Here is a 20,181-nt window from a genome sequence, read left to right on the forward strand (position 1 = left end):
AGGCATGGCCGATAAAAAGATTGCTGTCACGCTGACTGGGGACGCATCGCACCTGCAGCGTGCGTTCTCCACCAGCACGATGGCGGCCACGAATTTTGGAGCGACGGTCGAGCGGAGCATGGCGCGCGCCAAGGCCGCCAACCGCGAGTTCGCCGATTCAACCAAGGGCGTTACGTCCGCAGTTGGCATGCTCTCTGGCTTGCGCGGACTGATGGGCGGCGCCGTGGCCGGCTTCTCGGCCATGAAGATCATCGACTCGGCGGATGATTGGGGGCAGTACGCCAGCCGGGTAGGGCAGGCCACGGCCAGCACCGACGAGTTTGCGCACGCACAGGAGCGTTTGGCGCAGTCGGCGGCAATTACTTATCGGTCGCTGGCGGAAACCCGTGAAGGGTTCGTCAACATGTCCCCGCCGCTGCGGGAAATGGGCTTGAGTCTGGACCAGTCGATTGATGCCATCGACACGTTCTCTGGCCTGCTGGTCACGAATGCAGCAAGCGCAGAGAAGGGCAAGTCTGCGCTGGGGGCGCTGTCCTCGGCGCTGCAAAAAGGGCGACTGGACGCGAACGGGTGGGGAACAATCCTGACCACGATGCCCTCGATTGTGGACCTGTTGGCGCAGTCGCTGGGCAAGAGCGCGGCTGAGATCCGCCATCTGGGCGCGGAGGGCAAGCTTAGTGCGCGGGATCTGGCAAGGGCGCTGGTTGAGGGCAACGCGGAGGTGCTCAAGCAGGTAGAGCTCATGCCTACCACCGTACGCGACGCGCTGGGCAGGCTGGCCACGGCTGCAACTGAGTTTCTCGGTAAGAACAATGATGCCCTGGGTGGGACTTCCAGGCTGGCGGCCGGGATTGATTTCCTGGCCCAGAACTTCGATGGTCTGGCGGGGGCTGCAGGAGCGGTCGCCGCCGTGTATGCATCGAGGTTTGTTGGTGCTCAGGCGATCGCTGCGCAGAAACTCTGGGCGACTGCGGGTGCAGCTACAGCGCAACAGCGTGCAGTGCTCGCTTTATCCGCAAGCATTTCTGGCTCGAGCCGTGCGGCCGTCCTCGGCTACAGCGCAATGGCCACCGCCGCTCGCACGGCCAGCGCTGCGATGGCACTAGTGGGCGGCCCTATCGGCCTGGCGTCGCTCGCTTTGACAGCGGGGGCGATGGCGTGGGCGGGCTGGGGCAGCGCCACGGAAGACTCGATTAAGTCGATCAATGCTGCCAGCCGCTCGCTGAAAGAGTTGGAAGAGGATTTTCGAAACTGACTTCGACGCAGCAGCGTGGCATGGTCCTGTCTCTGGAAAAGGAGATAGGTGAGCAGGAAGACGCGGTCAAGGAATCGATAGCGTCAATCCGTAGGGAAATCCAAACGCTATTTCTTCAAGGGGGCATGGTCGGCGCAGGTGCGCCTATCGAAGAGTTCGCCGCAGCGTTCAACGAAATCATGAGCTCCTCGGTAAGCGCAGCCGAAAAAGCTGATCTTCTGGCGGGGGCGCTTGATCGTCTTCAAGGCGCGGTTCCTGATAAGGTCATCAAGGCTCTGCAGGAAATGATCCAGAGGCTTGCAGAGTCTGGCGAGAATGTTGATGACTTGAAGGCGAAGCTGGCCAGTCTCATAGATCGATCCAAAGATTTGTCTCTGGTGTCCGATGCCTTTAAGGGCATGGCTGAAGCGGATTTCAGCAAACTGATCACTGGATTGACAGAGTCGCTCGATGTCATCGGCATGAGCGCTCAACAGGCTGAGGAATACCGTGCCAAGCTTCAGGGGGCAACCGACGAGCAGGCTGCACTTGCTGGTGTGCTGGCAGGCATGGCCGACGCGGCAAAAAGGCTTGAAAAGGCAACGGCGGATAAGGATGCGAAAGCGTCGCAGGGAGCGCGGAGCCTGTTGTCTGAGCTTGCGGCGCAGGAGGTGCAGCTCGTGGCGAATATTGAAAGAGCCGCCGAGTTCGCCCGTTTGATTGCGCTTGGGGTGGACCCGATATGGGCTTCTCTGTCTGCGGATGAGCACGGGGAGAAGAAGAGGGCAGAGGCTCAGGAGCGAGCCGCAGCCAGGCTTAAAGCGCTCCAGGACAACATCGCCAAGAACACGACCCCGACCAAGAAGGGGGCGAGCTCCAAGAAAGAGGATGAGGGCAAACGCCTGATCCAGCAGATGAAGGAGCGCCTGGAGCTTATTGGCAAAGAAACCGAGTACGAGAAGCTGCTCGCCAATATTTCTTCCGGTGCGATCAAGTTCCGAGTCGCCGGGCAAGAAGAACAGGCTCGTGCCCTGGCAAAGGCGCTTGACCAGAAGCAGCGTGAGATCGACCTGGAGAAAACGCTAAAAGAGCTGCGGGAAGAGCAAGGCGTCACCCAGCGCCAATTCATGCGCGAGATTGAGGCGTTCGGCAAGGGCGATTGGGCCAACGGTGTTGTCGCAGCGCTCTCCTCTGTAGAGGAGCGGTATCGGCAGATCATCCGTGATCGGCAGAACTCTGCCCATGGCTTGAACCAAGACGAGCTGAAGGCCATTCAGGCGTCGCTGCACGAAGAGCTGATCATGGTGCGCGATCACTATGCTCAGTTGAAGGAGCTGCAGGGCAATTGGCGTCTCGGCGCCACAAGCGCTCTTGAAAACTACGTTGATCAAGCCGGCAACCTGTTTGAGTCCGTTGGAAACATGGTGTCCAACGTGTTCAAGGGAATGGAGGATTCTCTCGTCCAGTTCGTTCGCACTGGAAAACTGGATTTCGCCAGCTTGGCCGATAGCATCATTGCTGACATGGCCCGAATCATGATTCAGCAAAGCATCACAGGCCCCTTGGCGGGGGCAATTGGCAACCTGTTTAACCCACTGAGCGGGGTTTCTGCGGCGCCTAACATGCCGATGGGCGAACTGGGAGGCGGCGCAGGCGCGACGTTTGGCCCGACGATGACGTGGTCATCTGGCGGTTATACCGGCGACGGCGGGCGTTATGAACCAGCAGGCATCGTCCATAAAGGCGAGGGAGTGCTGAATCAAGATGATATGCGAGCGCTAGGCGGCGAGGCTGGATTCAATGCGCTACGCCGCGCATTGCGTGGGCCAGGTCATTCGCTCGGCGGAATGGGAGGCAGACCGTCGCTGCCGCCTTCTGCATCGCAGTCAGGCGCGACAGCATCGCCAAACGTGAATCTAACGTTCTACGGGGCGTCTGAACGGCCCCAGGAGGTAAGGGCCAGCATGGGCAAAGATGGTTTGAATGTTGAGTTGATGTACGAACGTTTTGAGCGCAGGGCAGCAGGGGATATTCGGGCTGGGCGTGGCCAGATAGATGCCGCAATTAAAGAACGGTACGGTTTAGCAAAGGCGTGGTGATATGACTCTTCCCATTTGGCCTGGCCCAGATCTGTTGACCGACGGATTTGTCAGGCAACCAGGCGATCCCGCAGCGCGTACAAAAATGGAGTCGGGCAGATCTCGGGTGCGCAGGCGACGGCGAGTGTTTCCTGTTGAGCTGAGCGGCACTTTCATTATGCGGGACTCTGAGTATCGGGCATGTTCGGAGTTCATGGAGGTGACCCTGAACGGTTGGGCATCGCCATTTCTGCTGACGATTCGAGATCGAAATGGGGTTCGGCAGGCGAGGGTTCAATTTGCAAAGCCCCCTCCAGAAGCCCTGAAGAGCAGGCTTGGAATATGGCAGCTAGATGTGGAGCTGCTTACTTTGAACATCTACTGACCCGGCATAGCCGGGTTTTTCTTTGGACGTGAAGTATGTCGCTTGAGCTTGCTTTGCAGGAGGCCTACGCGTCGGCGCGCCAGGACGCGGTGATTTTCGACACGCTGGAGCTCCGGCATCCTGATTTCGTAGACGATAGCGGATTGCCCACGGCCATTCGCGTGGTGATCGGCTGGGAGGATATTCAGGTTCGGCTGGAGCCGGAGGCCCCGATGGATCCCGGTGCGTGGGTCCAATTCGTCGCAGGTGCCTTCAATTTTGCGCTGCCTGGGTTCGAGGAGAACCAGATTCCCCGCCTCAAGATCACGCTAGATGGCGTAAGCCGCGAGGTCGTCCAGCACATCGAGGCGGCGATGCGCCGGCCCAGGCCCATCGAGGTGACGTATCGACCGTACCTGTCGAGCGATCTGAGCAAGCCCCAGATGAGCCCGCCGCTGCATATGACGCTGGCCAGCGTCACCGTGGATGCGTTCCAGGTGACTGGCGTGGCCACACTGACCGACGTGCACAACTGGCCGTTCCCGTCTGAGAAGTACCGGGCGTCGCGTTTTCCAGGGCTGGCACGATGACAGCTGATCAAGTCATTCCCTATCTGGGCCGCCCTTGGGCAGCCGGCGCCCGCGGCCCTGCTGCGTACGATTGCTGGGGGTTGCTCAAGGCGGTGCGTGAGACCCATTTTGGCGGCGGGATCCCCGACACCGTGCTGGGCGATCCGGCCCGCGACTTGTATGCGGAAAAAATGCGCTCCGGCACTTGGGAGATCGTCGCCACGCCCGCGCACGGCGATGGTGTGTTGATGCGCGAGGGCGACCAGCCCCATGTCGGCATTTATCTGGATCTGGACGGCGGCGGCATCCTGCATTGCGAGGAGGGCCGCGGCGTCGTGTTTGATGATTTGCGCAGCCTGCGCTTGATGGGCTACGTCCCGAAGTACTACAGAATCCATGGCTAAGGTAATTATCTGCAAGAACCCTTTCCGGCCCCAGGTCGAGCGCGAGCTTGTCTCCGTGCGCGCCGGCACGCGCGTCGATACGATGCTGCGCCAGCAGGCGCTGGTAAAAGGCCGTGCCGGCCGGCTGCAGCGCCTGTCTACGTTCGTAGTGCAGGTCAATGGCCAGTATCTGTTGGCCGACCAGTGGGCGCGTCGGATCCGCAGTGATGACGTGGTGATCGTCTCGCTCGTGCCAGAAGGCGGCGGCGGCTCGAACCCGTTGCGGTTTGTGCTGCAGATCGCGCTGATCGCGCTGGCTGCGTGGGCGGGCTTTGCGATTGGCGGGGTATGGGGTGCGTTGGCGGCGGCCGGGATCTCCATGGTCGGCAGCATGCTGCTGAACCTGGTATTTCCACCGCCTCGCCCCAATGCCATGCAGGCGCGAGAGCAGGCCAGTCCAACGCATACGCTCTCTGCTCAGGGCAACAGCGCACGTCTGCAGGAGGCGATCCCTGTGATGTATGGGCGCCATCTGATCTACCCGGATTTCGCATCGCAGCCGTATACCGAGGCAGATTCCAACAACGTCTATCTGTATCAGCTGTTCTGTCTGGGCCAAGGCGATTTGGAGATCGAGAAAATCCGTATCGAGGAAACGTCGATCGAGAATTTTGCCGAGGTCACTTGGGAGGTGGTGCGTCCTGGCGGCCTTGTCACGCTGTTCCCCGACAACGTGGTGACCTCGAATATCGTCCAGAACCTGGAGCTGAAGGCCCTAAACGAGGAAGGCGGCGGCGGGTACATGGGGCCGTACGTCACCAATCCTGCCGGCACCAAATGCAACGTCATCGGCATCGATATTGCCCTGCCAATGGGTCTGTACTACGCCGAGGATGATGGATCGCTGGGCCGCGTTCGAGTTTCGTGGCGCGTTGAGGCCCGCCCGATCAATGATGTGGGGGCTCCGCTGGGCGAATGGACGCTGCTCGGGGAGGAGTTCTGGTGGGAGAACACCGCCACGCCTCAGGTAATGTCCTTCCGCTATGGCGTTCCCGATGGCCGATTTGAAGTTCGTGCGATGCGCGTGGGCAACACGGATCTGGATCAGCGCTGCGCAAACACGGTGTCCTGGGCCGGCATGCGCGCCTACCTGCCGTCCCAGCAATCCTACGGCAACGTCACGATGCTGGCCGTGGCCATGCGTGCCACGAACAACCTGAATCAGTCCACGTCACGGCGCATCAATGTGATCGCCACGCGCAAGCTGCAGACGTGGGATCCGGTGGCTGGCTGGTCGCAGGAGTTACGCGCCACCCGAAGCCCGGCCTGGGCAGCTGCCGATATGCTGCGCAACCGCACGTATGGGCGGGGCATGCCGGACACGGCCTACAACCTGCCCGAGCTGTACCGCTTGGCGCAGGTTTGGGAGCAGCGAGGCGACTACTACGACGACGTGATCGACACGACCATGACGCTGTGGGATGCACTCTCGCGTGCCGTTCGGGTCGGGCGTGCCATGCCCATGTACTATGCGGGCCTGATCGATTTCGTGCGCAATGAGCCGCGCTCGATCCCGCGCGCGATGTTCACGCCGGACAATATCATCGAGGGCTCGTTCAGCATCGACTATTCGTTTATCGAGCATGACAGCCCCGATCACGTCATTGTCGAATATATCGACGGCGAGACGTGGCAGCCGGCCGAGGTCGAGTGTGTGCTGCCAGGCGGGACGCAGGATCGCCCTGCGCGTGTTCCGCTGCCGGGCGTGACGAACCGGAGTCAGGCCTGGCGGGAGGGCATCAGCATGGCGGCGTCCAACCGCGACCAGCGCACAATGACGACGTTGCGTACAGAGATGGAGGGCCACATTCCAAACTACCTGGACCTGGTGACCGTGGTGCACGACGTGCCGAAATGGGGCCTGTCCGGATTCGTGACGGGCTGGAACCCCACGACACGCCGCCTGCAGGTTTCCGAGCCCCTGGAATGGTATGGCGACGAGACGCACTATATTTCTCTGCGCCAGCGCGATGGCGTGCCGCGGGGGCCGTTCCGCGTCACTCCCGGAGCCGATGCGCTGGAGTGCGTGATTGCTTCGGCGCCGGCGGATCTGTATATCTCGGATGGGATCATCGAAGAGCCGACGCTCTACACCTTCGGCCCCGGCGAGCGTACGGGCCTGAGGGCTCTCGTTCGGCGTGCCGTGCCGGATGAGGACGGCAACGTCACCCTGGAGCTGGTGAACTACGCCGACAGCGTGCACACCGCTGAGTTGGGTGGGGAGGTTCCGCCGCCTCCACCGCCGTCTCTACTGCCATCGACGCCCGACGCCCCGATTGTGGCCGAGGTCACCGTGTACGCGACGGCGACCCCTGGCGAGCAGATCGCGTCGTGCACGCCCGCGCGCGGCGCTCAGGTGTATGAGTTCGAGGCGTCGCAGGACCAGGGGCAGACCTGGGCGCGTCTGGGCGCTGACACCGTTCCGTCACTGACCATCCGCCTACCTGTGGGGCCTTGGTGGGTGCGTGCTCGCGGCGTGGGCAAAAACCCAGGCCCCTGGAAGACGTGGCAGGGGCACATTAGCGCGACGATGCTGCCGCCGCCCGTGCTGACGCATTTTGTCGCGTCGCCTGTGCTGTGGGGAATCCGTCTGGCATGGACGTGGCCGTCGGCCATTCGCCTGCGCTACATCGAGATCTGGCACAGCCGCACGCCCAATTTCTCCGATGCCACGCCGCTGGGGCAGTTTGCGTTCCCGCAGGGGTCGCACGAGATGCTGAACCTCGCCATCACCACGGAGCTGTATTTCTGGGCGCGTGTGCGTGATGAAGCAGATCAGCCTGGGCCCTGGTACTGTTCTCTTATACACATCTCCGAGCCCACGAGACCGAGGACGCCCAGCCAGGGTGCCGGGGGCTACAACGAGCTGATCACCGAGGAGATCGTCACCGGGGGCCTGGGCGAGCTGATCATGGGCGACATCCGGGACATTCCGAACATCCGTGATGCGGTGGATGAGATCAGCGTCGATTTGGGCGAGCTGAACGGCCGGGTAGACGAGATTAACGGCCAGGTGCAAGAGCTGCTGAGCGCGGGCGAGTGGGATCCGGCTGCCGCGTATGCGGTGGGCACTGTGGTGTTCGCGGACGGCAAAATGTATCGCGCCAAGCAGGCCGTCCCGGCCGGAACGCCTGTATCGGATGCTGCACACTGGGAGTTGATCGGCGATTACGCCTCGATCGCGGACGGCCTGGCCGCGCTGGCCGTGCAGGCGCAGGAGACGATCAGCCGGGTGGATCAGGCCGAGGGTCGGATCCAGGCAAACGCCGAGCAGATCAGCACGGTTGCGGGCAAAATCGACGACCCAAGCACTGGCCTGGGCGCTCTGGGGTCGGCGGTACAGTCGATGCGCACGCAGGTAGGCCAGCTCGAATCCGGCCTGCAATCCCTGTCTGAGGCCACGACTGTGCTATCCAGCCAGGTAGACGGGCTGGAGCAGGCTCAGCAGGGACTGGCCACGGCGGTCAATTCGTTGAGCACGCGAGTTACCTTGGCAGAAGGCCGGCTTGATGCGCAGTCCAGCAGCATCACGCAGTTAGGCGCGAGCGTGAGCAATGCAGATGCCAAGGCCGTGGCCGCTCAGCAGGCAGCGGCTGCCGCCGCGGATGCGGCTGGCGCCAAGGGCGAGGTGATCTTCAGCAGCACGGCCCCGCCAGCCGCCAAGCGCCTGGCGCAAAATCTGTGGATCGACACGACAGGCAACGCGAACGCGCCCAAACGCTGGAACGGTTCGGCCTGGGTCGTTGTGACGGACAGGGCTGCAAGTGACGCGGCTGCTGCGGCTGCTGCTGCAAAGGCGGCCGCCGATGCGGCCCAGGCTACCGCAAACCAAAAGGCGGACACCAGCACGGTTCAAGCCTTAACGAACCGGGTAACGGCGACGGAACAGGGGCTGACGGCCCAGGGCGAGAGCGTGACGAAGATCGATGCCCGGCTGAGCGCTGGGCTCGACAGCGACTCGCTGCTGCCCGATTACATGATGGCTAACCCTGATAGCTGGTACAGCTACTATCCGGGCACGGACCTGGCGCCTAATTTCATCCGGGTGACGGACGGGAAAATTGCGCCGACAGTCTTCCATTTCGACGCGGGTCGGACCTTCAACTTCAGCGTCGTGACGCTGCCCATCACGCAGCAATACCGCATTCAGGCCTGGATGCGTCGGTCGCCGGATTCTGACGGCCAGATGCGGATCACCTACAAGTACCGCAAAACCACGGACGGGGACTCAGGGCTGCAGACCAACTACAGCTCCGCGTCGGTGATAGGCCAGGTCCCGGCGGACGGCCAGTGGCACTTGGTCGATTTCGTCTACCAGGCAGCCGCGTCGGTTATTGCAGACGGGTTTACCGGCATCCGGTTTGGTTTCGCCATCAATTACACCAGCACCAAGGGCTGGGCGCAGATCCAGGGGTACCGCGTCACGCGGGTAGCGCAGGGCGCCGACATCAACCCCGACGAGGTTGCCACAGCCCAGTCCGTTACCAGCTTGAGCGGTACGGTGACCCAGCAGGGCAACACAATCACGTCCCAGGGGCGGGATCTGACGGCGCTGCAGAATGAGGTCAGGGACCCCAATACGGGTCTGGCGGCTACCGCTGGCGCGCTGAACGACACGAACAGCCGGGTCACCAGCATTGAGGGCAAGCAGGAGGCGCAGGCCACCAACCAGCTCGTTCTGAACGCCGAGGTGAAACGGTTGCAGTCCGATGAGGATGCCGAGCTTGAGCGCGTACTGAATCAGTGGCAGACCCGTGCGTCGCTGGCCGAGTTCAAGAATGTGCAGGCCGAAGAGAACCGCGCTCTGGCTGAGTCCATCACAACCCTGGCAGTGAACCTGGAGCAGGGCTCTGCGGCAGTCGAGCAAATCATGCGTTCCATGGTTGAGATGGAAGGTGAGTTCGCCAAGGTCTCAGCAGCGTGGGGAGTCAAGCTGCAGGCGAACGCCAACGGTGTTCGCTATGTCGCTGGGGTTGGCTTGGATCTGACGAACGAATCGGGCGTGATGCAGTCCACGTTCGCCGTGCTGGCCGATCGGTTCGCGGTCATGCACGCAGTCAACGGCAACCCGACGACCGTGTTTTCTGTTCAGGGCGGGACCAGCATCCTGAATACGGCTCTGATTGGCGATGCATCGATCACCAGCGCAAAAATTCAATCGCTCGATGCCAACAAGATCGAGAGCGCAAACTTGGCCGCCAAACTAGCCACGCTCGGGACTGCCTATGTGAGCGCGGCACATATTCACTGGGCACAGATCCAGAAGGTCCACATCGTCGATGCGGCAGTCGATACGCTCAAGCTGGCAGGGAACGCGGTCACGATTCACGCATCGGTCACCGCACCATATTTTTCGCCCGGTTATGTTCAATCCGAGAGGGCTGTCAATCTGACCTTCTATTTACCGTACGCGGCTGATATCACGTTGATCGCAAACGTTGAGCCATTCACGATTTTGAATGGCAGCGGAGCGCGAGATGCATTCAGCGATATCTGGTACGACAACGGGGGCTACATCATTGCGCGGGTTGCCTCTGTGCGCGACCTGAACTCCGTGTTATCGACGGGCGGGTCGGCAACATTCAAGGGCTGGCTGGCTGCCGGTCCGCATTCGATTACGATGCGACAGAAACCCAGTCTGGGCGGAAATACGGTGTTCCCCGCTGCGTCGATGGTCGCATTGATAGCCATGAGGTGATAGATGAGAACAGTTTCATTGTTCAACGAGGGACGATTTCATGCCGTTGTTTCGGGGCCCGATATGTTCGTTGTGCAGCCTACTTTGCAGAGCTGGCCTGGGCAATGGGCAGAAGGGCAGCTTGACGACTCATGGTGGTTCTACGGTGGCGAGGCGCGCCAGCGCCAGGCGTGCCCCGTTATGGTGGACGGGCTTACGCTCCGTGGCGTCCGACCCGGCAGCACCATCATCATTGAAGGCGAGCAGTACGAGTGCGAAGAGGGCGGGGATGTGGAGTTGTCTTTTCAGTACCCCGGCACTTACGAAATCACGGTCACGCGCTGGCCGTATCTTGATGGGAGGTACACCGTTGAAAATCCACCACCAGTCTGACTACCACCAGAAGCGTCGGGCGGAATACCCCGACATTGGGGACCAGCTCGATGCGGTCTACAAGTTGGCTCGCCACCTGCAAGAGCAGGGTGAACGACTACCGCCCGATGTTGAGCGATGGGTAGCCCAATGCCGGACCGTCAAAGAAAAGTATCCAGCCGCGTAAAGCGGCTTTTTTTATGGGGAAATCATGAACATCCATCACTCCATCGCCCAGGTTTTCGAGAACAACATGGGCAACCGCATCACGCCCGAGCTCGCCGCCGGCATGATCCGCAGCCTGATCGACATCCTTGCCGCCGGCGTGCAGCAGCGGGCCGACGTGGACTCGCCAGGCGAACCCGTCCAGCTGGCTGCCCAGGAGCATCAGGACGAACAGGAGGGCGCCAATGGCATGGTATGACACAGGGACGGTCAACGTCACCGCGAACAGCGCCACCGTGACTGGTGTCGGAACGCAGTGGCTCGCCGGCGCGCGTAGGGGGGAGGCGTTTGTTGCGCCGGATGGCCGTTTGTATGAGGTGCTGAACATCGCATCGAACACGTCGCTGACGCTGACGAAACCCTACCGCGGCACGACCGCCACCGGACAGCAGTATGCGCTAGCACCGATGCAGGGTTACGTGAAGGAGCTGGCCGATCGTGCTGCGCAATTGCTCAATGAGTACGGCCTGGCAACAGATGCTGAGGCGGTGGCGCGCACCAGCAAAACGAAGGCGCTGTCACCGTACGGACTCGATCTGAATGTGCAGTCAAGCCCTAACGACGCAACTGCCGGGAAGCTCCTTGCCGTTGGCCGATCATTTGGCCTGGGGAGCACTGGGGCACTAGGCAGCTATGATGTGTGGCCATCCGCCTCCTTGAATGACCTGAACGTACCTTCTGGTGTTTATTTGCTGCCGCCGAGTATTGCAGATCGACCTCCAGAGATTGGTAGCAACAATACAGTAATATGGCACCGCCAAGCCGGAACCGCAGGCGGCCAGATAGTAGTGTGGGGGTATGGTCAGCTAATTGTACGGGCTCGCACTGCCGGAGTGTATTCTGCGTGGCGCGAGTATTTGCGGGTGGGGGAGTTTGGCCTGGGCGGCAGTTCGTCCTCGCCTCCTGCCGGCCGTGCTGGCAACAACCCTACCGGCTTCTACTACAGCACTGCACCTGTGAGTTTTGGCGGCGGCTCGTTCTTTTTCGACATGCAGTATTCGTCAACAAGAGGGGGGATCAGGATTTCCGCGGCACCCTATAGCGACGATTTCTATATGCATGGGTGGAATACGGCGGGCGAGACGTGGCGTGATGCGTGCAAGCTATGGCATTCCGCGAATACGACAGTCGACAGCAACGGGTTCATCAAACGCGCCTCGCCCATTGTCCAGCTCTACGCCGACCGTATAGAGCGGTCCGATCACCTGGAAATCCAGGATGCTGTGCTCGAGCATGTCGGGGTGGGGCATTACGTGCTGCGCAACGTCCCGCTGCTGAGCCGCGATGGCTGGTACATCGAGACTCCCAGAGACCGGAATGGGAACATCTATTTCCACATGGACTACGAGGAAGACCCTGGCGAGCGCACGCTCACGATCACGACGACGACGCCGGACTACAGCACAGGGCGCGCCGAAGCCGGCGAGCCGGTGGACATTCTGGAGGGGCGATTCATCAGCCTGCGGTTTGCTGAGGATCCGAGCCTGTATCCGGATGAGCCGGAGCTCGATGATGAAACCGAGGAACAGCCAGTCGCGTAAGCGGCTTTTTTTACGTCTGCCGCGAGCGCGGCGCTTCACGGGAGACAGCCATGCCGACCGTTTATGCAAAGGGGAAGAGAGTGGAACCAACAAGCGGAGCAGGTGCAGGTTGGGCAGCGGCCAAGGTGGCCATCGCGTTCGGGGCGCCCGCGGCGCTGGCGGCCATCATTGGCATGCTAGTAATGCCGCCACGCACTGCGGCGGAGTTCATCGCGCGCACGGTGTGCACGACGCTGAGCTCATTCATTTTTGGGCCGCTGCTGGCGGTCTGGATTATCACGTGGCGCCCTGCATTGCTGGAGTATGCCGTTCTCCTTGCGGCGCACATGGGCATTGCCGAGAACATGCACCGCCTGGTCGGCATGCTCTACGTCATGGGGCCGTGCATGCTGATCGCGGGCCTACCAGCGTGGTGGATCCTCGGAGCCTGGGTCCGGTGGGCACAGCGCATGCAGGAGCAGGGCATCCCAAACTGGGTTGCTGAAATGAAGGGAAAGATTCTGGGGAAGTGATATGCAAAAACTGATCGACGTGATCCTGGGCCTGCTGGCCCTTTTTTTTCGTCCGAAGAAAGCGGAGCCCGCGCCAGCGCCAGCCGAGCCTAAGCCCCTGCGCCGGCTGGCCTGGGGCCAGAAAGTCAGCGCGGCGTTCCGGGATCGGCTGTTCGAGATCTGCCAGATCCTGGGCGTCGAACCGGACTATCTGATGGCCTGCATGGCGTTCGAGTCGGCCGAGACGTTCAGGCCGGATATCCGAAACGCTGCGGGCAGTGGCGCCATAGGGCTGATTCAGTTCATGCCGTCGACGGCCCGGGGCCTGGGCACGACCACAGACGCGCTGGCAGCGATGACGGCCGAGCAGCAGCTGGAATGGGTGCTGGCCTACTTTCTGCCATACAAAGGCCGTCTGCACACGCTGGCCGACGTGTACATGGCGATCCTCTGGCCTGCTGGCATCGGCAAGCCCGACGACTGGACGCTGTGGGGCCAGTCCAGCCGGCCCACGACGTACCGCCAGAACGCGGGACTGGATGCCAACAAGGATAGCCGGATCACAAATGTCGAAGCGGCGGCCAAGGTGCTGGCCAAGCTGGAGCGCGGGCGCCAGGCGCAATTTCTATGGGAGGGCGTGTGATAACGAAGCTATGGGAACGAGTCGCAGGTTGGCTGGGCCTGCTGGGCGGCCTGGTCCTGGCCGCTCTGGCGCTGCTGCAGGTCGGGCGGCGCCAGGGCAGAAGGCAGGCGAAACAGGAACAACATGAGGCGGAGAAAGACGCCTGGGAGAAAGCGCGTGCTATTGAGAATGAAACATCGTCCATGTCTGATGGCGCTATTGCTGATGAGCTTAAGCGTGACTGGGTGCGCGGTCCGCGGCGGTAGCTTTTGTGATCTGACTCAACCGATTTACTACGATTCAGAGGAGGAAGTGTATCAAACGTCGAGGCAGTTAAATCAGCAGATTTTGAGGCATAATAAAAAATATAGCTCAATTTGTGCAGGTAGCTGAGTTTTATGCTTTGATGTATGCTCAATTTTAAAATCAGGGAAAGCTACCGGTAAGGAGGGGAGATGAAGCTAAAGCGTGATGCGCGCACGTTGAAGCAGAAGGCAATGGCTTCTTTGAGGCGGGGCCTTGAGGTTTTTAATGGGCATGATGATCAGGGGCGCACTGAATCTGTCCTCTTGCATATGCAGCATTGTAGTGAAATGCTAATAAAAGCTCTCCTTGTTCAAAAAATAAACAAGTTTTTGATAAGGAAAAAGGAACTTCTATAGGGTTGGAGAAGGCCTTAAATATAAGCTCGTCATCAGGTTATATAAACTCGGCGCAAGCCGGGGCTATTCGGTCGATTGATGCAATGCGAGATGCGGCGCAGCATTGGATGATTGTGGTTCCAGAAGATGCGTTGTTTATAAATGCAAGGGCATTAATTACGACTGTTGATGAGATTTTGCAGCTACACTTTGAGGATTGTTTAGCCAATATTTTACCTTTACGGGTATTGCCACTGTCTACTCAACCTATTACCGACTTTGAACTTCTAGTGGATCGTGAATATTCACAAATTGTCGAGCTTTTAGCGCCAAATAAGAGGTCTCGCGATGAGGCAAGAGGTAGAATTAGAACATTGCTGGCAATGGAGGCGCATGTCACAAATGAAATTGCGGTATCTGAAAGGGATATTGATCGTATTGAAAGGGCTATAAAAAATGGTGTTGAGATTGAGAGCGTGTTTCCGCGACTAATGACACTTGCTAGCAACGTTTCGGGTGAAGGGCCAACTATAAGAGTTCATTTTAGTAAAAAAGAAGGTGCGCCGGTAAGATATATATCAGGTGATGATCCAAGCGCGGCAGCGGCAATAAGAGAGGTTGATCTTCAGAAAAAATATTATATTAGTCGACAAGACCTTGCAATCAAATTAGGGTTGAGTTCTGCGCGCTGTAAGGCTCTTAGGGACTATTTGAAGATTGATGAAAATGAAGAAAATATGATGGTCTTTAAATTTGGTTCTCAAAATCATCCTCGGTACTCCGATAATGCGTTAAGAGAATTACAGGCGGCCAATACGCCGGAGATGGTCGAACTGGCCTGGGCAGCAAGGCAGTCATAGTCTGTGAAAAAAGTTAAGCAGTTTTAGTTGCAATTAGATCAAGCTCACCTGGTCGGTATTTGGTGCTTGGTACCGCGCATCCCCCATTTGCCGCGTGACCGGGTGCCACTGGAATGCAGATTCAGGTCGAGCCGTGCTGAGCAGTTCCAGCGCTGCATCTATACTGGTATCTCGCGACGCCCACTCTTGCGCAGCATCTGGCGCCAGCACGATGGGGCGACGGTCGTGCACATCGAGCATTCCACCCGCGCTGTCGTCTGTCACGATGGCAAACCCGTGCTCCACGTCCTCGTCTTTGCCTGGGGTCCACGCGGTGATGGCTGCCATGTAAATCGGCTTGCCATCCTTGGGGCGGATAAACCATGGCTGTTTGTCGCCGACCTCGCCGGTCCACTCGAACCAGCCGTCCGCCGGTACCAACACGCGTCGGCTGAGCAGGGCCCGCCACATCGGGGACTTCTTCAGGATCGTGTCGAGGCGGGCATTGATGACGGGCGTCCGCTTGTACCAGGCCGGCTTGTAGCCCCAGAAGAGTCTGTCGATCTGGTCCTGGCCGTCGCCGAGCTGGTGCATGACGAGCGGCCGCGTGCCGGGTGGCACGTTGTATTTCAGGCCATCGGTCAATTTGCCTAAGTCCCGCGGATTCCAGTTCATCGACTCTTCATATTCAACAGGCTCACGGGCCTGCCTGATGCGTCCGCACATACGTCACCTCTGCATATGGGATGAACTGCCTTTATACCCCTCTTCGGGCTTGAGCGGCGTCGATCTCTGCTTGCAGCCACTTTTTGTAATCCTCGATCTCATTCAGCGGGTGGCTGTAGTTCGGCCGCTCTAACATCGCCTGGGCCACCTGCTCTTGAACGCGGCGCCGCACGCACGGCTCAGACACCAGCTCTACAGCTGTTTTGTCAACATAGGACAGCACCATTGAGTATCCGCAGGCAATATTCATCAGCGTCTCATGGTTGCAGTTTATGGTTTCCTGCAGTCGCCGAATCTCCCACATGAGCCGGCGCACCTCGGGATAGGGCGCAGAAACCCATAGCCTTCGCAGCTCCTCGTCGGTCAGCGGGTCCAGGCCCCTGACCGCTTCCTTGATGTCTTGCGGTTTCATGGCAATTTTGCTGTATAAAAAACAGTAAAATACCACGCTTGTTGAGCTTGGGCTGTATCGGTTACAGACGCAAAAAAGCCCGCCAAAAGGCGGGCGCTAACTGACCATTTCACTGACCATGAAGGGGAATGCGGGGGCGTTCAGGGCCTAGAAAAGAGCGTAAGTCGTTGTTTTTCCGCCCTATCATCCCCTATGTTCCCCTTGCCTAGGGTTCGAATCCCTCCGTCTCCGCCAGCTTGGTCTTTAAGGCCGCACAAAAACCCGCTAACTCGTTTAGCGGGTTTTTTGTTTTGCGAGCCTTGCGCAATCATCGTTAACCAGTGTTGTTTATTGGTGCAGAGACAAGCAATGAAAAGCGCGGCTCTGTTTACAATTGGATGATCATGTTCCCTGTCGTTCAAGAATGCGGCCTTATCTTCCAGAGCGAGCGATGATCAGAAAAATACTGTGCATTTGCGGTTTTGCCTTTTTCAGCCTTCCCCTGATGGCGGCTTCGCCTCAGGTCGAGCTGGATGGCAACGTGGTGGCACGCTATGTCCAGAGCCTGGATGACATGCTGCCCCTGCTGCAGACGGTGGATCGCGGCGAGCAGTTCTGGGAGGACAGCGCGCCTGATGGCGTGCCCGAGGCGCTGTACGTGGGACATATAGAACGCGGCTCGGAACTTTACCTGCAACTGAACCGCCTGGCCCAGAAGCACGGCTTCGCCAGCGTGGACCAATGGGCGCGGGTAGGCGACCGCATCCTGCTCACGCGCCTGTACATCCAGGAGCGCGAGGAACTGGACAAGCTCTACGATCACCTGGACGAGCTGGAGCGGAGCCTGCTGGACAATGCGCGCCAATATTCGACGGCGGAGCTGGAGCAGATCATGCGCACATTCCAGGACAGCAAGAACCACATCCTGATGGTGGTGTCCACGCGCGCGGACGTGCCGCTGGTGCAGCCGCGTCTGGCGGAACTCAATACGGCGCTGTCTTCCATCGAATAAGGCCGCCGGGCCTGGCTCTCGGCGGGGCGTCCGGCATTTGCCGGCCTCAAGGCCCTTCTTTCTGGAAATGTGTTCAAAAAGAGCCTGTTGACATGTTTTGACGCTTTTTTCTCTTACTTCAAACGCTGGATCGTGGATAATTGCCCACTGTTTCAAAACATGTGGAAGAGAAAGCGTCATGCGTTATATCTTGATTGTGGTGGGAGCCGCCGTGCTGGCCTACCTGATCGCGAAAGGCGTGCGCCAGGTCCTGGTGGAACGCCGCCAGGCCAGGGGCCCCGCGAAGCTGCCTCCTGACGGAGGCCGCGATGAGCACCAATAAAAATCCTTTTGCCGCCAAGGCCGACGGCGCGGCGGGCGCGGTCGCCTCGCGCTCCAAAGGGCTCTGGTTTCTGGCGGCCGTGGTTGTTCTCTTCCTGATTCTGCTGGTCGCCTCGATGGGCTCCTTCCTGCAGGTGGACCAGGGCGAGCGCGGCGTGGTGCTGCGCAACGGCAAGCTGGTGCGGGTGGCCAACCCAGGCCTGGATTTCAAGGTGCCGTTCTTCGATACCGTGCGCAAGATCTCGGTGCGCGACCATACGGTGCGCATGCAACTGGAAGCCTACAGTTTCGATCAGCAGTCAGCGTCCATGGTCGCCTCCGTGACCTACCGGGTGCCGGAAGACGACGTGGCCCAGTTGTATTCCGAATATGGCTCGCTGGAAGCACTGGAGGCGCGCCTGCTGGAGCGCAAGGCGCTGGACGTGATCAAGAATGTGTTCGGCAAGTACACGGCGGCGCAGTCCATCCAGAACCGTGAGAAGCTGGGCGGCGACATCAACGACGCCATGCGGCTGTCCCTGGAAAATGCGCCCTTGCAGATGATGGGGGTGCAGGTCGAGGAGGTGTCGTTCTCGCAAGCCTACGAGCAGTCCATCGAGAACCGCATGCTGGCCCAGGTGCAGATCGAGACCACGCGCCAGCAGAAGGAGACGGCGTCCATCCAGGCCGAGATCAAGGTGGTGCAGGCCGAAGCCGAGGCTCGCGCCCAGCGCGAGCGCTACATGGCGGAGGCCGAAGGCATCAAGCTGCGCGGCGAAGCCGAGGCCGAAGCCATTCGCGCCAAGGCGCAGGCGCTGGCCCAGAACACCAACCTGGTCAATCTCAATGCCGTGGAGAAGTGGGACGGCAAGCTGCCCGAAAGCCTGGTTCCCGGTTCGGCGCTGCCATTCATCGGTCTGCGTTGAGCGCTGCGGTTTTTTTTTTGCTTGAGCCTGGCTTGCAGCCGTCCCGCCGGGACGGCTGTGTAGCAAGGATGTAGTTCAGCTTTCAAGCCTGCGATCGGCGTAGGAAATCGCCGGGGGCCGCTGCGCGGCGGTGAAGACCCCTGGCTGTTTTTCGCGCGGCTCCACCTTGAAGCTGCTGACCGTATCGACCAGCATGCCGGCCTGTTCGCTGAGGCTGTGTGAGGCGGTTGCCGACTCTTCCACCAGGGCGGCGTTCTGCTGCGTAGCATCGCTCAGTTGCAGCACGGCCTCGTTGATCTGAGCCAGGCCGGTGGTCTGCTCCTTGGTCGCGGCGCTGATCTCGCTCATCAGTTCAGTGACGTGCTGCACCTCTTTGACGATGCCCTGCATGACTTCCCCGGCGGAGTCGACCAGCCTGCTGCCCGTCTCCACTCTGATCACGCTGTCGTCGATCAAGCTCTTGATGTCCTTGGCCGCCGAGGCGCTTTTCTGCGCCAGGCTGCGCACTTCCCCGGCCACCACGGCAAAGCCGCGACCTTGCTCTCCGGCCCGGGCGGCTTCGACAGCCGCGTTCAAGGCCAGGATATTCGTTTGAAAGGCGATGCTGTCGATCACGCCTATGATGTCGACGATGCGCTTGGATGAATCGTTGATGCCGGCCATGGTCGCGACGACGTCGCTGACCACTTCACCGCCCCGGGAAGCCGAGACGCTGGCGCTCGCCGCGCGTTGCGCCGCCTGCTGGGCCGCGTCGGCATTGCTTTGCACCGTGCTGGCCAGCTCCTCCATGGCGGCGGCCGTTTCCGTCAGATTTGCCGCCTGTTCCTCGGTGCGCCGCGACAGGTCGGTGTTGCCGGCGGCAATCTGGGTGGCGCCGCTGGCGATGCTGTCGCTGCTGGCGAGCACGGAAGCCACCAGTTTGCGCAAGGATTGCTGCATGGTGTGCATGGCCAGCATCACGCTGCCCGGCGCCGCGGCCCCGGCGTCGATGCGGCCGGTCAGATCGCCCTGGGCGATCGCGCTGGCGATCGCGGCGACCTGGGCGGGCTCGCCTCCCAATTGACGCGTCAGGCTGCGCGTCAGCAGCCAGCCCAGCACCAGGGCCATCAGCACGCCCGCAATGGTCATGACGCTCAGGGTGGTGACGGTGTCGGTGTAGACATTGGCGATCTCGTTGGCGAACCGCTGTGCGTTCTGGCGTTTCATGAATACCATTTCGCGCACCAGATTCTCGGCGGCATCGCCCAGCAGCCGGGTCTGCTCCAGCGCGACCAGAGTGGACTGCCCAGGCTCGCCGGGCTGCTCCGTCTTCAGGGCCGCCACGACCTTGGCCAGCCCCGCTTCATAGGCATGCGTGGCCGAGCGAGCCCGGCTTATCATTTCCCGGCCGGCGGCGGTGACGAACAGATCGTCCAGCACGTCCAGCTCGGCCTTGACCTTGGCGATGCGTTCATCGAGTTTTTCAAGCTCCTTGTTCCGTTCCTGCACGGTGCGCACCAGCAGGGCCGAGCGTATGGAGCGCCCGGCAGCCACCAGCGTGGTCGAGGTCGTCGCGGCGTGGTCCAGCCCCGCAAGCTCGACATCGTGCATGGCGGCGGCCATGGTGTTGACATGGGCCGTCGCCCGGAACCCCACGGCGCCGATGATGGCGGCGATGGCGGCGACGATCAAAAAAGAACCAATTAATTTGGTTCTGACGGTAAGGCCGGTAAGCCAAGTCATGTTTTTTC

The 20,181-nt window shown here is 60.3% G+C and carries 17 protein-coding genes; 14 read left to right on the forward strand and 3 right to left on the reverse strand.

Annotated elements, in window-relative coordinates; translation table 11 throughout:
• Positions 1–4 precede the first annotated feature (4 nt).
• The 11 genes from ACWPWO_RS05455 to ACWPWO_RS05505 all read left to right on the forward strand — a co-directional run bounded on the left by ACWPWO_RS05455 (position 5) and on the right by ACWPWO_RS05505 (position 15,117).
• The gene (locus ACWPWO_RS05455) at positions 5–1,255 is read left to right on the forward strand and encodes a tape measure protein (RefSeq protein ID WP_454005022.1); all 1,251 of its coding nucleotides are present in this window, start codon (positions 5–7) and stop codon (positions 1,253–1,255) included.
• A 20-nt stretch (positions 1,256–1,275) separates the two neighbouring features.
• Positions 1,276–3,333, forward strand: coding sequence for a phage tail tape measure protein (locus ACWPWO_RS05460; protein WP_454005023.1), 2,058 nt, complete (start codon positions 1,276–1,278; stop codon positions 3,331–3,333).
• A 399-nt stretch (positions 3,334–3,732) separates the two neighbouring features.
• Positions 3,733–4,266 (forward strand): DUF1833 family protein, encoded by a 534-nt coding sequence (locus ACWPWO_RS05465; RefSeq protein WP_454005025.1) that lies wholly within the window; start codon positions 3,733–3,735, stop codon positions 4,264–4,266.
• Complete coding sequence (locus ACWPWO_RS05470) at positions 4,263–4,649, forward strand: NlpC/P60 family protein (RefSeq protein ID WP_454005027.1); 387 nt, start codon at positions 4,263–4,265, stop codon at positions 4,647–4,649. The genes ACWPWO_RS05465 and ACWPWO_RS05470 overlap by 4 nt, the downstream gene beginning before the upstream one ends.
• Positions 4,642–10,386 (forward strand): host specificity factor TipJ family phage tail protein, encoded by a 5,745-nt coding sequence (locus ACWPWO_RS05475; protein WP_454005029.1) that lies wholly within the window; start codon positions 4,642–4,644, stop codon positions 10,384–10,386. The genes ACWPWO_RS05470 and ACWPWO_RS05475 overlap by 8 nt, the downstream gene beginning before the upstream one ends.
• Before the next feature lie 3 nt (positions 10,387–10,389).
• Positions 10,390–10,758 (forward strand): hypothetical protein, encoded by a 369-nt coding sequence (locus tag ACWPWO_RS05480; protein ID WP_454005031.1) that lies wholly within the window; start codon positions 10,390–10,392, stop codon positions 10,756–10,758.
• Positions 10,759–10,948: 190 nt separating this feature from the next.
• A complete protein-coding gene (locus ACWPWO_RS05485) occupies positions 10,949–11,161 on the forward strand; it encodes a hypothetical protein (RefSeq protein ID WP_454005033.1) in 213 nt (70 codons plus the stop codon).
• A complete protein-coding gene (locus tag ACWPWO_RS05490) occupies positions 11,148–12,503 on the forward strand; it encodes a phage tail fiber protein (RefSeq protein WP_454005034.1) in 1,356 nt (451 codons plus the stop codon). Before ACWPWO_RS05485 ends, ACWPWO_RS05490 begins: the two co-directional genes overlap by 14 nt.
• A 50-nt stretch (positions 12,504–12,553) precedes the next feature.
• On the forward strand, positions 12,554–13,015 hold the full coding sequence (locus tag ACWPWO_RS05495) for a hypothetical protein (RefSeq protein WP_454005036.1): 462 nt from the start codon (positions 12,554–12,556) through the stop codon (positions 13,013–13,015).
• A gap of 1 nt (position 13,016) precedes the next feature.
• Entirely contained in the window at positions 13,017–13,637 is a 621-nt protein-coding gene (locus tag ACWPWO_RS05500; protein WP_454005038.1) for a transglycosylase SLT domain-containing protein, read from the forward strand.
• Positions 13,638–14,280: 643 nt separating this feature from the next.
• Complete coding sequence (locus tag ACWPWO_RS05505) at positions 14,281–15,117, forward strand: hypothetical protein (protein WP_454005039.1); 837 nt, start codon at positions 14,281–14,283, stop codon at positions 15,115–15,117.
• A 33-nt stretch (positions 15,118–15,150) separates the two neighbouring features.
• On the opposite strand, the gene ACWPWO_RS05510 is transcribed toward ACWPWO_RS05505, so the two are convergent.
• Together ACWPWO_RS05510 and ACWPWO_RS05515 are read right to left on the reverse strand one after the other, a co-directional pair.
• Positions 15,151–15,822 carry an SOS response-associated peptidase gene (locus ACWPWO_RS05510; RefSeq protein WP_454005041.1) on the reverse strand — a complete coding sequence of 224 codons (672 nt, stop codon included), beginning with the start codon at positions 15,820–15,822 and terminating at the stop codon, positions 15,151–15,153.
• 31 nt (positions 15,823–15,853) lie between these two features.
• Positions 15,854–16,234: a hypothetical protein gene (locus ACWPWO_RS05515; RefSeq protein ID WP_454005043.1), complete on the reverse strand. Its 381-nt coding sequence runs from the start codon at positions 16,232–16,234 to the stop codon at positions 15,854–15,856.
• A 484-nt stretch (positions 16,235–16,718) separates the two neighbouring features.
• Here ACWPWO_RS05515 and ACWPWO_RS05520 point away from each other — a divergent pair, with 484 nt between their 5' ends.
• The 3 genes from ACWPWO_RS05520 (at position 16,719) to ACWPWO_RS05530 (ending at position 18,451) form a co-directional block, all read left to right on the forward strand.
• Positions 16,719–17,225 (forward strand): hypothetical protein, encoded by a 507-nt coding sequence (locus ACWPWO_RS05520; RefSeq protein ID WP_454005044.1) that lies wholly within the window; start codon positions 16,719–16,721, stop codon positions 17,223–17,225.
• 178 nt (positions 17,226–17,403) lie between these two features.
• Positions 17,404–17,547: a hypothetical protein gene (locus ACWPWO_RS05525; protein ID WP_454005046.1), complete on the forward strand. Its 144-nt coding sequence runs from the start codon at positions 17,404–17,406 to the stop codon at positions 17,545–17,547.
• Complete coding sequence (locus tag ACWPWO_RS05530; RefSeq protein ID WP_454005048.1) at positions 17,534–18,451, forward strand: SPFH domain-containing protein; 918 nt, start codon at positions 17,534–17,536, stop codon at positions 18,449–18,451. The genes ACWPWO_RS05525 and ACWPWO_RS05530 overlap by 14 nt, the downstream gene beginning before the upstream one ends.
• 75 nt (positions 18,452–18,526) lie before the next feature.
• Here the strand turns inward: ACWPWO_RS05530 and ACWPWO_RS05535 are convergent, their stop codons facing one another.
• On the reverse strand, positions 18,527–20,173 hold the full coding sequence (locus ACWPWO_RS05535; protein ID WP_454005050.1) for a methyl-accepting chemotaxis protein: 1,647 nt from the start codon (positions 20,171–20,173) through the stop codon (positions 18,527–18,529).
• Between the last annotated feature and the right edge of the window lie 8 nt (positions 20,174–20,181).

The organism is Alcaligenes sp. Marseille-Q7550 (genome assembly GCF_965112015.1).